Origin of the sequence: Bradyrhizobium septentrionale (assembly GCF_011516645.4) — a bacterium.
In the GTDB taxonomy this organism is placed as follows: Bacteria; Pseudomonadota; Alphaproteobacteria; order Rhizobiales; family Xanthobacteraceae; genus Bradyrhizobium; species Bradyrhizobium septentrionale.
Genome location: NZ_CP088285.1, coordinates 9,217,776 through 9,234,454, shown reverse-complemented (window position 1 = coordinate 9,234,454; position 16,679 = coordinate 9,217,776). Strand labels below are relative to the sequence as shown.

The 16,679-nt window shown below is 64.0% G+C and carries 18 protein-coding genes; 10 read left to right on the top strand and 8 right to left on the bottom strand.

Annotation, left to right across the window (positions count from 1 at the left end):
- The gene (locus HAP48_RS46430) at nucleotides 1-1,251 is read left to right on the top strand and encodes a cyclic nucleotide-gated ion channel (RefSeq protein ID WP_166215802.1); all 1,251 of its coding nucleotides are present in this window, start codon (nucleotides 1-3) and stop codon (nucleotides 1,249-1,251) included.
- Here HAP48_RS46430 and HAP48_RS46425 read toward each other — a convergent pair.
- From HAP48_RS46425 to HAP48_RS46415, 3 genes are all read right to left on the bottom strand, one after another.
- Nucleotides 1,248-1,748, bottom strand: coding sequence for a DUF3455 domain-containing protein (locus HAP48_RS46425; RefSeq protein WP_166207058.1), 501 nt, complete (start codon nucleotides 1,746-1,748; stop codon nucleotides 1,248-1,250). The two genes, HAP48_RS46430 and HAP48_RS46425, sit on opposite strands and share 4 nt — an antisense overlap.
- A gap of 37 nt (nucleotides 1,749-1,785) precedes the next feature.
- Entirely contained in the window at nucleotides 1,786-3,000 is a 1,215-nt protein-coding gene (locus tag HAP48_RS46420) for an NADP-dependent isocitrate dehydrogenase (RefSeq protein ID WP_166207055.1), read from the bottom strand.
- Nucleotides 3,001-3,213: 213 nt separating this feature from the next.
- Complete coding sequence (locus HAP48_RS46415; protein ID WP_210292772.1) at nucleotides 3,214-4,941, bottom strand: alpha/beta hydrolase family protein; 1,728 nt, start codon at nucleotides 4,939-4,941, stop codon at nucleotides 3,214-3,216.
- 313 nt (nucleotides 4,942-5,254) lie between these two features.
- Between HAP48_RS46415 and HAP48_RS46410 the strand changes: the two genes are divergently transcribed.
- From HAP48_RS46410 to HAP48_RS46395, 5 genes are all read left to right on the top strand, one after another.
- On the top strand, nucleotides 5,255-6,454 hold the full coding sequence (locus HAP48_RS46410; RefSeq protein WP_166207052.1) for a TrmJ/YjtD family RNA methyltransferase: 1,200 nt from the start codon (nucleotides 5,255-5,257) through the stop codon (nucleotides 6,452-6,454).
- 1,084 nt (nucleotides 6,455-7,538) lie between these two features.
- Nucleotides 7,539-7,790, top strand: a complete 252-nt coding sequence (locus HAP48_RS46405) for an Ig-like domain-containing protein (RefSeq protein ID WP_338028971.1) — start codon at nucleotides 7,539-7,541, stop codon at nucleotides 7,788-7,790.
- Nucleotides 7,756-7,983 (top strand): hypothetical protein, encoded by a 228-nt coding sequence (locus HAP48_RS50565; protein ID WP_338028970.1) that lies wholly within the window; start codon nucleotides 7,756-7,758, stop codon nucleotides 7,981-7,983. The genes HAP48_RS46405 and HAP48_RS50565 overlap by 35 nt, the downstream gene beginning before the upstream one ends.
- Entirely contained in the window at nucleotides 7,965-8,231 is a 267-nt protein-coding gene (locus tag HAP48_RS46400) for a hypothetical protein (protein ID WP_166207049.1), read from the top strand. Before HAP48_RS50565 ends, HAP48_RS46400 begins: the two co-directional genes overlap by 19 nt.
- A gap of 262 nt (nucleotides 8,232-8,493) precedes the next feature.
- Complete coding sequence (locus HAP48_RS46395) at nucleotides 8,494-9,411, top strand: MBL fold metallo-hydrolase (protein WP_166207046.1); 918 nt, start codon at nucleotides 8,494-8,496, stop codon at nucleotides 9,409-9,411.
- Nucleotides 9,412-9,503: 92 nt separating this feature from the next.
- Here HAP48_RS46395 and HAP48_RS46390 read toward each other — a convergent pair whose 3' ends face one another.
- Nucleotides 9,504-10,730, bottom strand: a complete 1,227-nt coding sequence (locus tag HAP48_RS46390) for an ABC transporter substrate-binding protein (protein ID WP_166207043.1) — start codon at nucleotides 10,728-10,730, stop codon at nucleotides 9,504-9,506.
- Nucleotides 10,731-11,015: 285 nt separating this feature from the next.
- Between HAP48_RS46390 and HAP48_RS46385 the strand changes: the two genes are divergently transcribed.
- On the top strand, nucleotides 11,016-11,744 hold the full coding sequence (locus HAP48_RS46385; protein ID WP_166207040.1) for an SDR family oxidoreductase: 729 nt from the start codon (nucleotides 11,016-11,018) through the stop codon (nucleotides 11,742-11,744).
- 41 nt (nucleotides 11,745-11,785) lie between these two features.
- On the opposite strand, the gene HAP48_RS46380 is transcribed toward HAP48_RS46385, so the two are convergent.
- The 4 genes from HAP48_RS46380 to HAP48_RS46365 form a co-directional block, all read right to left on the bottom strand.
- Nucleotides 11,786-12,442, bottom strand: a complete 657-nt coding sequence (locus tag HAP48_RS46380) for a hypothetical protein (protein WP_166207037.1) — start codon at nucleotides 12,440-12,442, stop codon at nucleotides 11,786-11,788.
- A 184-nt stretch (nucleotides 12,443-12,626) separates the two neighbouring features.
- Nucleotides 12,627-12,881, bottom strand: a complete 255-nt coding sequence (locus HAP48_RS46375) for a hypothetical protein (RefSeq protein WP_166207034.1) — start codon at nucleotides 12,879-12,881, stop codon at nucleotides 12,627-12,629.
- A 219-nt stretch (nucleotides 12,882-13,100) separates the two neighbouring features.
- Complete coding sequence (locus tag HAP48_RS46370) at nucleotides 13,101-13,763, bottom strand: TetR/AcrR family transcriptional regulator (RefSeq protein WP_166207031.1); 663 nt, start codon at nucleotides 13,761-13,763, stop codon at nucleotides 13,101-13,103.
- Entirely contained in the window at nucleotides 13,705-14,004 is a 300-nt protein-coding gene (locus tag HAP48_RS46365; protein ID WP_166207028.1) for a hypothetical protein, read from the bottom strand. The genes HAP48_RS46370 and HAP48_RS46365 overlap by 59 nt, the downstream gene beginning before the upstream one ends.
- Before the next feature lie 25 nt (nucleotides 14,005-14,029).
- On the opposite strand from HAP48_RS46365, the gene HAP48_RS46360 reads away from it, so the two are divergent.
- From HAP48_RS46360 to HAP48_RS46350, 3 genes are read left to right on the top strand one after another with little or no spacing between them, the layout of a single operon-like run.
- Nucleotides 14,030-14,572, top strand: coding sequence for an OsmC family protein (locus HAP48_RS46360; protein WP_166207026.1), 543 nt, complete (start codon nucleotides 14,030-14,032; stop codon nucleotides 14,570-14,572).
- 35 nt (nucleotides 14,573-14,607) lie between these two features.
- Complete coding sequence (locus HAP48_RS46355) at nucleotides 14,608-15,720, top strand: acyl-CoA dehydrogenase family protein (RefSeq protein WP_166207023.1); 1,113 nt, start codon at nucleotides 14,608-14,610, stop codon at nucleotides 15,718-15,720.
- A gap of 51 nt (nucleotides 15,721-15,771) precedes the next feature.
- Nucleotides 15,772-16,650 (top strand): sulfurtransferase, encoded by an 879-nt coding sequence (locus HAP48_RS46350; protein WP_166207019.1) that lies wholly within the window; start codon nucleotides 15,772-15,774, stop codon nucleotides 16,648-16,650.
- The last annotated feature ends 29 nt before the right edge of the window (nucleotides 16,651-16,679 follow it).

Sequence of the window (16,679 nt, the reverse complement as noted above, 5' to 3'; positions counted from 1 at the left end):
ATCGTGGCGACGGCTCCGGGCAAGCCCACGATCAGCGATCCCGGACTGCGCGACCGTCTCTACGAGCTGCTGGAGCAGGACCACCTGCCGCATTCGGTCGGCGCGCGCTTTGTCCGGCTCGTCGTCGCGATCATCAGTGTCGATGTGCTGGCGGCGATCCTGGCATCGGTGCCCGAGTTCGACGCCCAGCTGTGGTGGCTGTTCTCGGCGATCGAAATCGCAGCCGTCATTGCGTTTGCGCTGGAATATGCCGCGCGGCTCTGGAGCGTGGTCGGCCGCTCGCTGCGCGACATGACGCCGCTGCAGGCGCGGCTCGAATACGCCTTTTCGGCGCTCGGCGTGATCGATCTGCTCGCCTTCCTGCCGTCGGCCATCGCGCTGGTCATCAACGACAAGACCGCGCTGGTGCTGTTCGGCATGCTGCCGTTCCTGAAGCTGGTGCGCTATTCGACCGCAATGCGCTCGCTGCTGGCGGCGCTGCACGCCGAGCGGCGCACGCTGTTCGGCTGCGTCGTGATCCTGACTGGCGCGGTGCTGCTGTTCGCCTCGCTGCTTTATGCCATCGAGCACAGAGTGCAGCCGGACAAGTTCGGCACCATGCCGCAGGCGATGTGGTGGGCGATCGTGACGCTCGGCACTGTCGGCTACGGCGACGTCGTCCCGGTGACGCCGCTCGGGCGGATCGTCACCGTGGTTGCGATCGTGGTCGGCTTCGCGATGATCGCGCTGCCGGTCGCGATCATCTCGACCGCCTTTGCCGACGAGGTCCGGCGCCGCGACTTCGTCGTGACCTGGGGCATGCTGGCGCGGGTGCCGCTGTTCTCGCATCTCAACGCGGCCGATATCGCCGACATCATGCGCCTGCTGCGCTCGCAGACCATCGAGGCCGGCGAGGTGCTGGTGCGGCGCGGCGATCCGGCGTCATCGATGTATTTCATCACCGCGGGCGAGGTCGAGATCGACCTGCCGAGCCAGCTCGTGAAGCTTGCCGACGGCGCGTTCTTCGGCGAGATCGCGCTGCTGCGGCGGACCAACCGCTCCGGCACGGTGACGGCGACGCGCAAGACCAAGCTCCTGGTGCTCGACGCGCAGGACTTCCATGCCCTGATCGAGCGCATGCCGGCGCTCGCCGCGCATGTCCGGGAGACGGCGGAGGCGCGGCTCGCCGATCCGCTTACGGCCGGTGGCGACCTAGCCGCCGGCGAAATCGCCCAGGCGCCTGGCGAGACCGACGGCGGCATCCGCGACTAGTCGCGGCGCAGGAACACGTAATCGGCCGAATAGGGTGCGCTCTTGAACACGCCGGCCTTGTCGCAGGCGCCGTCGAGCTGCCCGCCAGATGTATTGATCCGCTGCACGGTGGCGACGCTGGTCAGCACGCCGTTGCCGCGGTGGGCGATCGCCTCGAGTTTCAGCCAGGGAATATCGGCGGCGGTCGCGCCGGGTGCGCTGCCGGCGGTGCGGGCGGTCACGGTGCTGCCGTCGACATGCTCCCAGTTCGGGCCGGCATAGTGCCGGCCGACCGTGCGGCCGCCGGCGATCAGGGTGGCGATGGGTTCGCGGAACGACCAGGCGAGCTTGCCGTCGGTGACCGGCTTGCACTCATAGACCTGGGCGCCCTCGGCATGCACGGTGAGTACCGCGGTCTCGTCCGGTGCCGCAACGGGGGCGGGCAGGGGATCGGCAGCGAGCGCCGCCGATCCGGTCAGCAACAAGGATGCGAGCGTTGCCCGGCCGAGTAGGGTCATGGTCACGCTCGCTGTTGTATTCACCAACAGGCGGCCGTTAGGCCGCCATCGCCTTCGCGAGGTTGTCGGAAACCTTGTCGAGGAATCCGGTGGTCGAGAGCCAGCGCTGGTCGGCGCCGACCAGCAGCGCGAGGTCCTTGGTCATGTAGCCCTCTTCGACGGTCGCGACGCAGACCTTCTCCAGGGTCGTGGCGAACTTCGCCAGCTCCGGATTGTTGTCGAGCTTGGCGCGGTGAGCGAGGCCCCGGGTCCAGGCGAAGATCGACGCGATCGAGTTGGTCGAGGTCTCCTTGCCCTTCTGGTGCTCGCGGTAGTGGCGAGTCACGGTGCCATGGGCGGCTTCGGCTTCCACGGTCTTGCCGTCCGGGGTGAGCAGCACCGAGGTCATCAGGCCGAGCGAGCCGTAGCCCTGGGCCACGGTGTCGGACTGCACGTCGCCGTCATAGTTCTTGCAGGCCCAGACATAGCCGCCGGACCACTTCAGCGCCGAGGCCACCATGTCGTCGATCAGGCGGTGCTCGTAGGTCAGGCCCTTTGCCTCGAAGTCCTTCTTGAACTCGCGGTCGTAGATGTCCTGGAAGATGTCCTTGAAGCGGCCGTCATAGACCTTGAGGATGGTGTTCTTGGTCGAGAGATAGACCGGGTAGTTGCGCAGCAGGCCGTAGTTGAGGGAGGCGCGGGCGAAATCGATGATGGAGTCGTCGAGATTGTACATCTCCATCGCGACGCCGGCGCCGGGCGCCTTGAACACTTCGCGCTCGATCACGGTGCCGTCCTCGCCGACGAATTTCATCGACAGCGTGCCCTTGCCGGGGAACTTGATGTCGGTGGCGCGGTACTGGTCGCCATAGGCGTGGCGGCCGATGATGATCGGCTTGGTCCAGCCGGGAACCAGGCGCGGCACGTTCTTGCAGATGATCGGCTCGCGGAAGATCACGCCGCCGAGGATGTTGCGGATGGTGCCGTTCGGCGACTTCCACATCTGCTTCAGGCCGAACTCCTTCACCCGGGCCTCGTCGGGGGTGATGGTGGCGCATTTGACGCCGACGCCGACCTTCTTGATGGCTTCGGCGGCATCGATGGTCACCTGGTCGTTGGTCTCATCGCGGTATTCCATGCCGAGATCGAAATAGAGCAGTTCGACATCCAGGAACGGGTTGATCAGCTTGTCCTTGATGTACTGCCAGATGATCCGGGTCATCTCGTCGCCATCGAGCTCGACGACGGGATTGGATACCTTGATTTTTGCCATGACGGAGGGGCCCTCTTGGGAACAGCGCGCTTTTGACCGCGGGTTGGAATACGCCTGCGCTATAGCACCGCCCGGGGGCGGGCGGAAGCGGACCGGTTATGCACTTTAAGCCCATCTTTTCATCGAGAACCGCCATTCTGATGGCGGCTCCCGGTCCTTGGTTTTGACGGGTTTTCTTCACGCGAACCGGTGCCCACTTCGCTCGAAAACCCTCTAAAATGGGACCTGGGTCGCCGTGCCGGCCACGATGTACCAGGTCACGAACAGGCCCGCGATCAGGGCGCCGGGCAGGCTCGATCCGGTCCGCCGCCAGGTGAAGGTCGCTATCACGGCGACGATTGCGAGCAGCGGCACGAACTGGATCGCGACGATGGTCGAGAGCGGCACGAAACCGGGGTCCGGGATCGGATTGAACAGTTTTCCGGTCAGCCGCAGCGTGCCGTATTGCAGGACCAGCAACACGATGAAACCGAACGTCAGCGCCAGGATGTTGGTCAGATAGAGCGCCCCGCGCGGGGCATCCATGGTCGAGAAATTCCGGTGCAGCACGTGCAGCGCCACGACGAAAAACGTCGTGAACGGAATCAGATAGATCAGGAAGATGAGGAATTGCTTCGCGCTCATCAACTTGAGTGCGACGATCCAGAACCTGAAGTCGATCTTGAACGCGAGATCGGCGAGCCAAAGCGCGGCGTACCCCACCACGACCGACGCCACCGCGATCACGACGGATTGACCGACGAGGCCGGCCCGGCTGGCGCGCTTCGGCGCGAACCGCATCAGGGCCAGCGTGATCAGGCCATTGATGATGGCCCAGACCAGGATCTGGTTGGTGATGCCCTGCGGCAGGAACGCGCTCGGGGTCACGAAGGTGCCGCCCAGCGCGAAGGCCGGATAATAGGTCAGCGCCGGAATGAAGGCCGAGAGGATGAACGCCGTGGTCCAGCGCCGGCCGCTTGCGGCCTCGTGCGGCGGCATGGTGCCGTCGGCGATCGCCGGCAGCCGCAGGCGGGAGAACATCGGTGCCTCCAGCAGCCCGTCGAACGTCCCGATCACAAGGGCGACGAAGCCGATCAGCGCAATCAGGGTGCCGATCTCCTTGCGGAACCAGATCTGGTCGTCAACGGGCCGCGCCGTGCCGCCCTTCAGTGTTTTGGCGAACCAGTCGAGGCTGTAGCCGATCGCCTCATGCGAGATGTGCTCGGCCGGATGGGTTATCGCCGGCGTGTAGAGCACGCGGGCGGTGCCGGCAGCCGGATCGCCATAGACCTTGCCCGGCTCGACCGCGCCCTGGGTGCCGAACAGCGCCCAGAGCTTTGGGCTCGTGGTGACGTCGCGGGCGAGATCGACGCCCCACATCAGGTCCGGGAATTCCTCGTACTGGGCGAACACCAAAGCGGTGTTGCGCGGCCAGGTCGCGGTGCCCTCGGCGGCGAACGGCTTGCCGGTCGAAGACCCCTCCAGCACCATCGACTTGTAGTCGTTGGGCATCGCGGCGGCGGCGGCCAGCACAGTCCAGCCGCCCATCGAATGGCCCTCGAGCCCGATGTTCTCCTTGTCGATGAATGGCAGGCTGCGGAGATAGGCGAGGCCGTCCGGTCCGCCGAAGCTGTTGGCGAAGGAGGGCGGGTCGCTGTAGCCATGGCCGGTCTGGTCGAGCGCCAGCACGACATAGCCGCGGCGGGCGAACTCGATGGCGAAGCCGTCCTGGGTCTCGCGCGAATTGATATAGCCGTGGACCGCGAGGATGCCGGGCGCCGGGATCTGCGCCGTGGCATTCGGCGGGATGTAGAGCAGGGCGCTCATCGTGTTGCCCTTGGCGCCCTTGAACCTGACATCCTCGATCCGGATGCCGCCTGCGGTCTGCGTGAGGTGGGCGAACAGGCCCCCCGCCACGATCAAAACCAGGCCCACAATCGCCAGCGTCCATCTGCCCCGCATCGTCGTCCCCCCAAGGTGCCTCGCCGTTCAACCGGCGTCTCAAGCGTGCCTTTACAGCTTCGCTTTGGTTGTGGTTGATAGCCTATCCGAAGGCGAAGCGCGCGCAAGCGGCAGCCTTCGTTGCGTGTGATCCGGATTCCGATTGAGGATTCGCAATCGCCGCTAACCCTGTTATCTCCTTGGAGAAATTGGTCCCGCAAAACCGGTGCACAGCTGGTCGATGCCGTTCTTGGGCCGCTGCATGAGACTTTGAATCAGGCTCTTCGGAAGCTGATTCAAAACCTTCAGACGTTGAATCAGAAAGTGAAGTGAGATGTCCGGCACCGACAAGACCAAGGCAGGGCACGACCTTGCCGGTCCCGTCGTCATCCTGGTCGAGCCGCAGCTTGGCGAGAACATCGGCATGGCCGCGCGCGCGATGGGTAACTTCGCGTTGACCCGGATGCGCATCGTCAATCCGCGTGACGGCTGGCCGAATGTCGCCGCGCAACGTGCCGCCGCCGGTGCCGACCACATCATCGGTTCGGTCGAGCTGTTCGACACCGTCGAGCAGGCGATCGCCGATCTCACGCTGGTGTTCGCGACCACCGCCCGTGCCCACGACCAGGCCAAGCCGGTGGTCGGGCCGGAAGGCGCGGCCGGCGAGATCGTCGGCCATGTCGCCTCCGGCGGCGGCGCCGGCATCCTGTTCGGGCGGGAACGCTCCGGCCTGACCAATGAGGAGGTCGCGCTCGCCAATCGCATCATCACCTTCCCGGTCAACCCGGGCTTCGCCTCGCTCAATCTGGCGCAGGCGGTGCTGTTGATGGGCTATGAGTGGTTCAAGCTCTCGACCGCGGGCGCGCTGCCGTTCGCGATGCCCGAGCGGTCCGAGCCGGCCTCCCAGCACCAGATGCAGGCGTTCTTCGACAACCTCGTCGCCGAGCTCGACAAGGTCGAGTTTCTGCGCCCGGCGGAGAAGCGCGACACCATGCTGGTGAACCTGCGCAACATCTTCACCCGGATGGACCCGACCAAGCAGGACATGCACACGCTGCACGGTGTGGTGATGGCGATCGCCGAGGGTCGCAAGGGCCCGGCCAAGGGCGGGGTGCTCGACGGTGCCCAGGCGACAAGGCTGCGGGCGCTGCTCGCCGAGCAGGGAGGGGGCGGTGCCGTCGCCGACAACTCCAGCACGGTGCGCGGCCTCGCCCGGCTGCTCCGCCGCAACCCGACCGATGCCGAACGCATCCTGTGGCAGGCGCTGACGCGGGACCGCCGCTTCGCCGGCCAGTTCAAGCGCCAGACCCCGGTCGGCCGCCACATCCCCGACTTCGTTTCCTTCGTGCATCGGACCGCGATCGAGCTGGTCAATCCGAACGAGAGCGAGGCCATCGGCGCCGACCGCACCAAGCGCCGCGCCTGGCTCGAGGCGCGCGACTATCGGGTGGTCGACATGCACGTGGCCGACGTCGAGCGCGATCTCGACGGCGAGCTGGCGCGGCTGGAGGGAAGTTTGCGGCAGGGGCGGTGAGGTTTGCGGGCGTTCCGTTCGCGCAAGAATCGATTTGAGGCCCGGATACTCTCCACACGTCGTCCCGGCGAAGGCCGGGACCCATACGCCGCGGCAGATGTGGTTGACGGGACTCGTCGTTCCAACGGTGCATAACAATCGGCATTTGTGGTTATGGGTCCCGGCCTTCGCCGGGACGACGGTGAATGTGTGGCGCGATTTGTGACTCATACAACCGCGTTCTCGCGACATGAATCGTCCGAGCTTTGCTCTTCGTTTCGCCCTCTGAGAATAGAGGGCGCAGGGAAAGCCGGGTGCCGATTGCACCCATGGGTCCGGTGCAACAAAAAGCACCGGGGGTAGGACCACAGGTGTAACCGGAGCAATCCGGCTTTCCCTGCGCGATGGTTTTACGGCTTACTTCGTGCTCTCCCCGGCGAGACTGGGCTTGCTTGTCACCGCCTTCGCAAGACGCAGTTGCGTCTCACAAAAGGACACCGGCCGCTAGGGCGTCAGGACCACACGACTTCACCGTCCGCGTCATGCGCACTCGTCAGTTGCGCAATCAGCGTCCACCGCATCTCACCGCAACACCCGTGACGATGCGCAGCGCCCCTCGATCGGGTGAGACGGGCGAACCATACACTGAGTTGTTTTTCTGATAAAGCGAAATATTTTCAGCGCGTGGGCTTGACAGGTTTTGCTGACTTGCCCGTCGGGTCGCCTTTGCACTCGTTGTCGCCTGACGTGCCGAGTGTCCGCCGTCTCCAATTTCGATTCGCATCATCTGCGGTCAGACGTTTCTCGTCGATCGTCAGCGCCGATGAATATCACTTTGCGCACGGGATATTCTCATTCAGCGCATGCACCGCACGAGATGCAAATTGTCGGCAGCGATCCGCGAGATCGTGCTGTTGCAGTTGAGTAACGCGGCGAGAGAATTGCTTGCCCTCCAGGTGGATGCAGCGAGATCTGTGCGTGTGCCAATTGTCTTTGCATCGTTGTCGTTGCTAAGTGGCGGCGACTTTCGGGCTGAGAATATTTTGATGAGCTTGGCGCGTTGCGGGCTCGCCCGCCTCCGCCGTTGCGGGGTTGGGTTTAACCGGTGACGTTCACCGCTGTCGTCACGGGTCTCGGCGGAACGCCCGGCGGCACGGTGACGTTCAGCGACGGCGGGACCGCGATCGGCACCGCCACGCTATCTGCCGGCGTCGCGACTATCACCACGACGACGCTCGCCGCCGGCAGCCATTCGATCATGGCGAGCTATGGCGGCGGCGCCAATTTCAACCCGAGCGCCTCGCAAGCGTTGGCGCAGACGGTTGAATACGCCGTCCGACAGCGCCAAGCTGCGTGAGTTGCAGGTCAACGTCACCAAGGTGGTGGCGCAGGCCTCGGGTCAGGCGATTTCGGGGGCAATCGACTCGGCGATCTCCGACGGCTTCAACGACAATGGCGGCAACTTTGCCACCCCGGGCCCGTACCTCGACGACCACGGCCGCCGGCACCACCACCGCAGCAGCGCCGCTCTATGGCCAGCATGGGGATGAACGCCTCTCTTGGCGGGAAGATTTCCGGCACCGCCGTGTGTGAGGCGACCGACGGGGACGGCAACACCCGACTTTCGTACTTCTCGATTGCAGATGGAAAGGTCACCAGGGAGTCTGTTGCGGGAACAGGGAAGTACGACGGTGCGGTCATAAGCGCCACGGTACAACCGCTGGGACCTTTCCCGGTCATCAAGGAGGGAACGTTTCAGGACTGTAATCACCAGACCGGTACCTATAAACTGAAGTGATGCTGCACTTCGTGCGCGAGGGTCGCTTTCCAGCGGCCCTCTTCGTTTGCCAGATGTCGGATTGTGGCCCTCAGCAAACCTCAGGCGCGCCGCGCCGTCGGGCTTCCTGTGCATCGAGCCGTCGCCTTTGCGCGCATCGGCAGCAATCGCTCTGCAACGGCGACAATCACTCTGGCGCAGCGGCAGAGGCGGTTCGCTAGACATCTTTCCATTCTAACGCAGCCACGCCGCAACGCAGCGTGGTCGTCAGCTGGAGACAAACATGAACCTACACAACACCTCACACCTCGGTCGGCCGGGGCCCGAAGAACTGGTTCCGTCGCGCTACGCGCTGCGGATCGGAGAGATTGACGTGCTGGTGGTCAGCGATGGGGTGCTGCCGCTCCCAACCGCGATGTTGGCACACAACGCCGCGCCGGCCGTCCGGGCGGCCTGGCTGAACGACATGTTCCTGCCGGCGGACGCTTTTGATTGGGCGCTGAACGTGGTCGTGGTGCGGAGCGGCGAGCAGACCATCCTCGTCGACGCCGGGCTGGGGCTCGATCCGGAGTTGCACTTGCCGCGGGCCGGGCAGTTGATCAAGCGGCTGGAGGCCGCCGGCATCGACCTTGGGTCTGTGACCGACGTGGTGCTGACCCACATGCACATGGATCACGTGGGCGGGCTGCTCGTCGACGGGGTGAAGGAGCAGCTGCGTCCGGACCTGCGGATCCACGTGGCGGCCGCCGAGGTCAAGTTCTGGGAGGCGCCCGATTTTTCACACGTCTCGATGCCGCCGGGATTCCCGGACGCGCTGCGGGCGACCGCCAAGCGGTTCAGGAAAGAGTACCAGAGCCAGCTCTGCACGTTCGAGGACCAGCATGAGATCGCGCCGGGGGTGGTCGTCCATCGCACCGGCGGCCACACCCCCGGGCACAGCGTGGTTCGCCTCGCCTCCGGCGGCGACAGGCTGACATTCGCAGGTGACGCCGTGTTCGCGGCCGGGTTCGAGCACCCTGACTGGTACAACGGCTTCGAACACGACCCCGAGGAGGCGGCCCGCGTTCGTATCCGTCTCTTGCGGGAGCTGGCCGAGACCGGCGGGCTGCTGGTGGCCACGCACCTGCCGTTCCCGTCGGTCGGCCATGTGGCGGCCGACGGCGACGCCTTCCGCTGGGTGCCGGTGTTCTGGGACTACTGAGCGCTTGTCGGGTTAAGCCGAGCCAGGGCGCGTGTTCATCGCGTTGATGAGTTCACGGCGATAGTGAGCTCACGCCCTGGGCGGCGCTGCGATCAGGCCTTCGAGATGCCGCCGTCGATCACCGGTCCCATCGGCTCGTAGCGTTCGCCGCTGAAGCGCACCAGCTGCAATTGCTCGAGCGGATAATAGTCGGATGGTGAGGTGTTGATCTTGATGCCCGGCAGCAGCATGTCGGATTCGAAATCCTTCAGATTTGCCGCCTGCTTGATGATGCTGTCGGATGAGACGTCGTCGCCGCACTGCTTGAGCACCTGAACCAGGATCTGGCTGGTGAGATAGCCGGTGACGGCGTAGATGTCGTTCTTGGCCGCCGCCGGATCGTATTTGTCGAGAAAGGCCCGCCATTTCTGGATCGCGGGATCGCTGTCCCAGGCGGCGTCGACCGGATCCTTCAAATAGGCGCTGGAGATGATCCCCTTGGACACGTCGTACCCCGCAGCCTTCAGCGTCGAGCCGGCGGACGAGGCGTTGTTGCCGATGTAATGCGCCGGCTGCCAGCCGAGCTCGGCGATCTTCTTGATGCCTTGGGCTGCGAATTTCGGCGTCGTCATGCTCATGAACACGTTAGCGCCGGCGGATTTGCAGCGCACCACCTGGCTGTCGATGGTTGGATCAGCGGTTTCGTAGGACAGCTCCGCCACGATTGCGGATCCCTTGGCGCCGAGTCCGTCCTTGAAGCCTTTCAAGACGTCGCGGCCGAAATCGTCGTTCTGGTAGACGATGCCGATCTTGGCGTCGGCCTGGGTCGACAGCACATGCTGCGCGAAGGCCCGGCCTTCGATCTGGTAGCAGGGCTGGAAGCCCATGGTGTACGGGAAATTCCTGTAGTCGCCGAACTTGGTGGCGCCCGAGGCGATGAAGAGGTGCGGGACCTTCTTCTGGTTCATGTACTTCATGATCGCTGCATTGGTCGGCGCACCGAGCGGGGCAAACAGCACGTCGATCTCGTCGCCTTCGACCAGCTTGCGCGCCTGTTCCACCGTCTTGGCCGGGCTGTAGGCGTCGTCATAGGTGATGTACCGGATCATGCGGCCGTTGATGCCGCCCTGCTCGTTGATCATCTTGAAATAGCCGCCGGGCGTGCGGCCGATCGACGAATAGACCGCAGCCGGTCCCGAATAGGCGTCGATATTGCCGATCACGATCTCGGTCTTGCCTTTGGCGATCGCGGGCTTGCCGAGCAGCAGCGCGGCTGACGTGGCGGCAGCGCCCTTGATGAGATGACGGCGGGTTGGCTGGATCGAACGGGTTGTTGTCATTGTATTCCTCCGCTTCTTGTTGTTGGCCGTTTTGGCATTATTGGCCGTTTGGCAGCCTCTGACGGGCATGTCGGCTTGGAGCATTTCACAACGCTCAAGCCGGATCAAACCAGTCTATGAGCGGGGCGCTCTGGAACTTGTGCGCAGTCGCTACCGTCCGAAATTTTCGTGTGCTGTCAGCCACGAAGCCACGTGATGGAATGTTCCCATCCTCGGTTACCGACACGCCGCCCGGGATTGCTATACTGCGGTGTGTGTCGTGGTGATCCGAGCGAGGTGGGACCGATGGCGAAAGTGTTGGAAGGCAAGGTGGCGGCCGTGACCGGGGCGGCGTCGGGCATTGGGCTGGCGAGCAGCGAGGCGATGCTGGCCGCGGGCGCGCGCGTGGTGATGGTCGACCGCGATGCCGCGGCGCTGCAAGCGCTCGGGCGCAAGCACGGCGATGCCGTGATCCCGCTGGTGATCGACCTGCTCGATCCGAAGGATTGCGCGACGCTGCTGCCGAAGGTGTTGGCGAGGGCCGGCCGGCTCGACATCCTGCACGCCAATGCCGGCAGCTATGTCGGCGGCGACCTCGTCGATGCCGACACATCAGCGATCGACCGGATGCTGAACCTCAACGTCAACGTCGTGATGAAGAATGTGCACGACGTGCTGCCGCACATGATCGCACGCGGCTCTGGCGACATCATCGTCACGAGCTCGCTGGCCGCGCACTTCCCGACGCCGTGGGAGCCGGTCTATGCCTCGTCGAAATGGGCAGTCAACTGCTTCGTGCAGACGGTGCGGCGCCAGGTGTTCAAGCACGGCATCCGGGTCGGCTCGATCTCGCCCGGGCCCGTGATCAGCGCGCTGCTGGCCGACTGGCCGGCGGAGAAGCTGCAGGAGGCCAAGGCGGCGGGCAGCCTGCTGGAGGCGAGCGAGGTGGCCGAAGTCGTGATCTTTATGCTGACCCGGCCGCGCGGCATGACGATTCGCGACGTCGTGATGATGCCGACGAATTTCGATCTGTAGGGTGTTTTCGAACGACGCAGGAATTAGCGACGGTGTTTCGCTCAACGCGATTCGACTGCCTGGTATTGCTTCGACTTAAGGACCTTGATCGAGAAGCTGACAACCTCTTGCCAACGCGGGAGCAAGTCGCGGTCGAAGTTCAAGTCGACCATAAAGCCTGCAAACGGAAAGTTCGTCTTGCATCGCGCCCATGAGCGCGGAAGAGCCTCGTCACATTCGATCTTGATCAATAGTCCGTCTTGCAGCTGTCCGATTTTACCGGATCGTTGTGAGCCCAGCCCGGGACAGTCTGTCTTCCGTTCGTAGACCCACATAGCATTCTCGACAGGCTTGCCTCGACAGCGGGCAAGTACCTCGCTGGACTTCCACATAGGCTCGGAGCGGCAATTGCTATGAATGCTGAGCCGTATGTTGCGGCGACGCAACTCCTCCGGCGGAAGTTTGGGAATGCCGGGAATATCTCTGCCGAATCGAGGCCCGAGGAGCACGGTCTCGAACAATGATATTGGCGATGCCGTCTCCAAGTCGACGCCGATGTTGAGTATCTCAAAGCCGGCCTCGCGTTGTGCCCAAAGATTGACATAAGCGCGCTCCAGCCGAAATCGCACGACGAGCCCGGGAATGAGCTGGTGGAATTGGGGCACCAAGCTCGGCGATCCGGCGACTTCGATATCGACCGGAGTCATGTCGCTCGACACGGTCAACCGTTCCCTGGTCGGCCTGAATTCGTCTGCCCTGCAGGACGTCGCAAATAGCGCGCTGGCCATCGGTAAAGCCATAACAGCGCGCCAGACTCTCTCCAGTCGCCTTCGTGACATTGCGCCATTCCAAGTGGAGACCGAGGTATCGGCACAATTCCGGGTCGCGTCTCAGTTTGAAATTTCAACGCGCTTCGGACGCCAATGAGTCTTGGATGGTCCCAACGGCTGCAACGAACTGTTCAAACTCATTTGGCTCGAAATAGACCCATTGTGTATTTCCAGCGGACGCTTGCTTGAGAGAAACGAAAAGGGCGCCATCCTTTGCCCGTCTCAAAGCGAGAGTGACTTTCGTTTGTCCATTATGGATTGTTACATCGACGTCATTGATGACTTCACCTGTCATCAGCCGCCACATACCCCTGAACAAGCCGACCATTTTCCATCCCTTGCGAAGCTTACCGCTAAGCATTAACCAGTCGCATGGCTGGGCGCAAAGGGAGGATGCGCCGATAAGTAAAAATGACGGCCATTCTATGCAGAATTGGCCCTATGCACGCCCGCCGGCCAAGACCGAACTGGATACTGAGGCATTACCCAATTCCGTCATGGAGTGCAGAACGACGGTTTTCACGGAAGAGTCCTTGCCGGTGTCGCGCTAGACGGCGACCAACTGCTCGGCCGCGCCGCCGGCGCGCTTCGGCTTCTTCACCTTGGCCGGCGCGAACAGATTGCCCGCGGCGAGGCCGGCGGTGTCGGCGACACCGGGATCACACGACACCATCGCGGCGACGATGGCGCCGTCGATCAACAGCGCGAGCTGATGCGCGAGCACGGCCGGCTCGGCCGCGCCCATCTCGGCGGCGAGCTTTTCGATATGCGCCAGCACCACCTTCTTGTGCTTCAGCGCGATGTTGCGGAACTGCTTTGCGTCCTTGTCGTGCTCGGCGACCGCATTGATGAAGGGGCAGCCATAGAACCGCTCCTCGGCGAACCAGACCTTCAGCGCAGGGAAGATCCGCGACAGCTTGGTCTGCGGATCGCCGCCGCCGGCCTCGATCGCGCCGATGAACCATTCGCGCCACTGCTTGCCCTCGCTCTCCAGCACCGCGTGCACGAGGTTGGTCTTCGAGCCGAACAATTTGTAGAGCGTGGTCTTGGCGGTGCCGGCCTCGTCGATGATCGCATCGATGCCGGTGGCGTTGATGCCGTTCTTGCAGAACAGATGCGTCGCCGCGTTGAGCAGGCGCCCGCGCGCGGATTCATCGTCGCCGGCGGCGAACGCGGCGGCAGGTTTTTTCTTCGTGAGCGATTTGGCCATGCGCGGCAGTAAATCGGAGCGCGGCAAAATCATCAAGCCGCATCTTCACGGGGGCGGCATCTGCGCGGTCCTGCGCTGAAAATAATCGCGGCAGCACGGCAGATGCACCGCGTTTGAGCAGCCGCACCCTGATCAATCCGCAGGCAGGCAGAGCTAAGCGTCTGCGCGATTTCAGCTTTTGATTTGGCGGCGGACTGGCACGCTTCGTGCTGAAAACAGACCGTTCGGTATCCTGACTCAATCCATCGCTCCCAGGGAGAAAACTGATGACCGCTGTCGCTCAAAAAACCGCACTGACCGGCTGCCTCGCGCCGATCGACAGAGGCGGGCTCGAGCAGCTGATTGCCAACGGCAAGGCCAACCCGAAGGTGATCAAGACCTTGAAATGCAAGACGGTGGCCGAGGGCAAGTTCCGTCACGCCAACTACATCCGCAACCTCGCGCCCTACATCGTCGACGAGCCGCCGGGGCTGCTCGGTGACGACACCGCGCCGAATCCCTCCGAGGCCTCGCTCGCCGCGCTCGGCTCCTGCCTTGCGGTCGGCCTGCATGCCAACGCCGTGCATCGCGGCTGGACCGTCAACAAGCTCGAGCTCGAGCTCGAGGGCGATCTCAACATCACCGCGGTGTGGGGCACCGGCGACGTCAGCGAGAAGCCGGTCGGCTTCACCGACGTCCGCGTCAAGGTCGACATGGAATGCGAGGGCGTCCCGCAGGCCGAGATCGACGCGCTGGTGACACATGTGAAGAAGTGGTCGCCGGTCGCCAACACCTTCACCCGTCCCGTCAATCTCGAGGTCAGCGCGTAGCGCTCGACCGGCAATTCCAGGTGCGGAGACCATCCATGGGTTCACTGGCTTTATCGCGGGTCGCAGCTCAAGATCCCGCACCGACCATTACGGACGAGGTCGCGCGCCTCGCCCGTCAGGAGCTGGCACCGCTTGCATCGGCGATCGATGCCGGCTCGGTCTATCCCGGCGATTTCCTGCGCCGGCTCGGCAAGGTCGGGGCGTGGAGCAGCCATGTGCCGCAGGAAGGCCCCGCCGATTTGCGCTGGGCGATCCAGTCGATGGCCGCGCTCGGCGAGGTCTGCGGCGCCACCGCCTTCATGGCCTGGTGCCAGAACACGCTGGTCTGGTACGTCGCCAATTCCACCAACATGAAGCTCGCTGCGCGCTTCGGCAACTGCTTCTCCAGCGGGCGCGCGCTCGGCGGCACCGGCCTCTCCAACCCGATGAAGAGCTTCTTCGGCATCGAGCGGCTGAAGCTCAGGGGTCGCAAGGTCGATGGCGGCTACATCGTGCGCGGCGCGCTGCCCTGGGTGTCGAATCTCGGCCCCGACCATTACTTCGGCACGATCTTCGAGCGCGAGGACGAGGAGGGCACCACCGTCATGTTCCTCGCCGACTGCTCGGACCCCGCGATCACGCTGACGCCGTGCAAGCCGTTCCTGGCGATGGACGGCACCGGCACCTATGGCGTCCAGTTCCGCGATGTGTTCGTGCCTGATGATCTGATCCTGGCCGAGCCGGCCGCGCCGTTCGTGAAGAAGATCCGCGCCGGATTCATCCTGCTGCAGGCCGGCATGGGCCTCGGCCTGATGAAGGACTGCATCAACATCATGGACGAGGTCCACGCGCCGCTCGGTCACGTCAACCGCTATCTGCCGCAGCAGCCGGTGCAATTCCGCGAGCTCTATGCCGAGTTCGAGAAGGAGGCGATGACGCTGGCGCACGATCCCTACAATGCCGACGACAGCTACTGGCGCCGTGTCGTTGCGCTGCGCTTGCGGATCGGCGACGCCAGCGTCGCGGTCGCGCATGCCGCGATGCTTCATTGCGGCGCGCGCGGCTATCTGATGAGCCACCGCGCCCAGCGCAGGCTGCGCGAAGCCTATTTCGTCGCCATCGTCACGCCCGCCACCAAGCAGCTGCGCAAGATGCTGGCGGACGGGTGAGAGAGAGTTCGGGACCACCACAACTGCAACCACGCAACAGGAGAGGCTGCCATGACGGACGTTCTGATCACCGCCGGCGAACTTGCCGGGCTCATCACCAAAGAGCCGTGTGTCATCATCGACACGCGGAATCCGGATGCCTTTGCGGCGGGGCATCTGCCCGGCGCCGTCAATGTGCATGACATCTTCACGTTCCTTGCGACCTCGACGCCGGAAGGCATCCACGAGCTGAAGACCAAATTCGCCGATGCGTTCGGCGCAGCCGGTCTCTCCGGCAAGGAAACCGCCGTGATCTACGAGCAGTCGATGAACTCCGGCTTCGGCCAGTCCTGCCGCGGCTATTATCTGCTGACGATGCTCGGCTATCCCAGGATCAAGGTGCTGCATGGCGGCTTCGATGCCTGGAAGGCGGCCGACCTGCCGGTCACGACCGACGTGACGGTGCCGGTGAAGACTTCCTTCGCGATCGTGCCGGAGGCCGGCGACATCATGATCGATGCCAAGGCGATGCTGGCGGCGCTCGACAAGCCCGGGATCGCGATCCTCGACGTGCGCGATGTCGACGAGTGGATCGGCGACAGCTCCTCGCCCTACGGCAAGGATTTTTGCCCGCGCAAGGGCCGCATCCCCGGCGCCGTCTGGCTGGAATGGTACCGCATGATGAAGCCGACCGGCGAGGGGCCGCGCTTCAAGTCGAAGGACGAGATTCTCGCGGAGTGCGCCACCGTCGGCATCTCGCAGACCACGCCGGTGTATCTCTACTGCTTCAAGGGCGCGCGCGCCTCGAACACCTTCCTGGCGCTGAAGAACGCCGGCGTGAAGGACGTGCGGATGTACTTCGGCTCCTGGAACGAGTGGTCGCGCGACCCGTCGCTGCCGATCGATGAAGGCTTGCCGACCGCTGCCGTCGTAACAGGCAAGGCGGCATAGAACCTGCATGTTTGTTGGCGTCCGGCGGC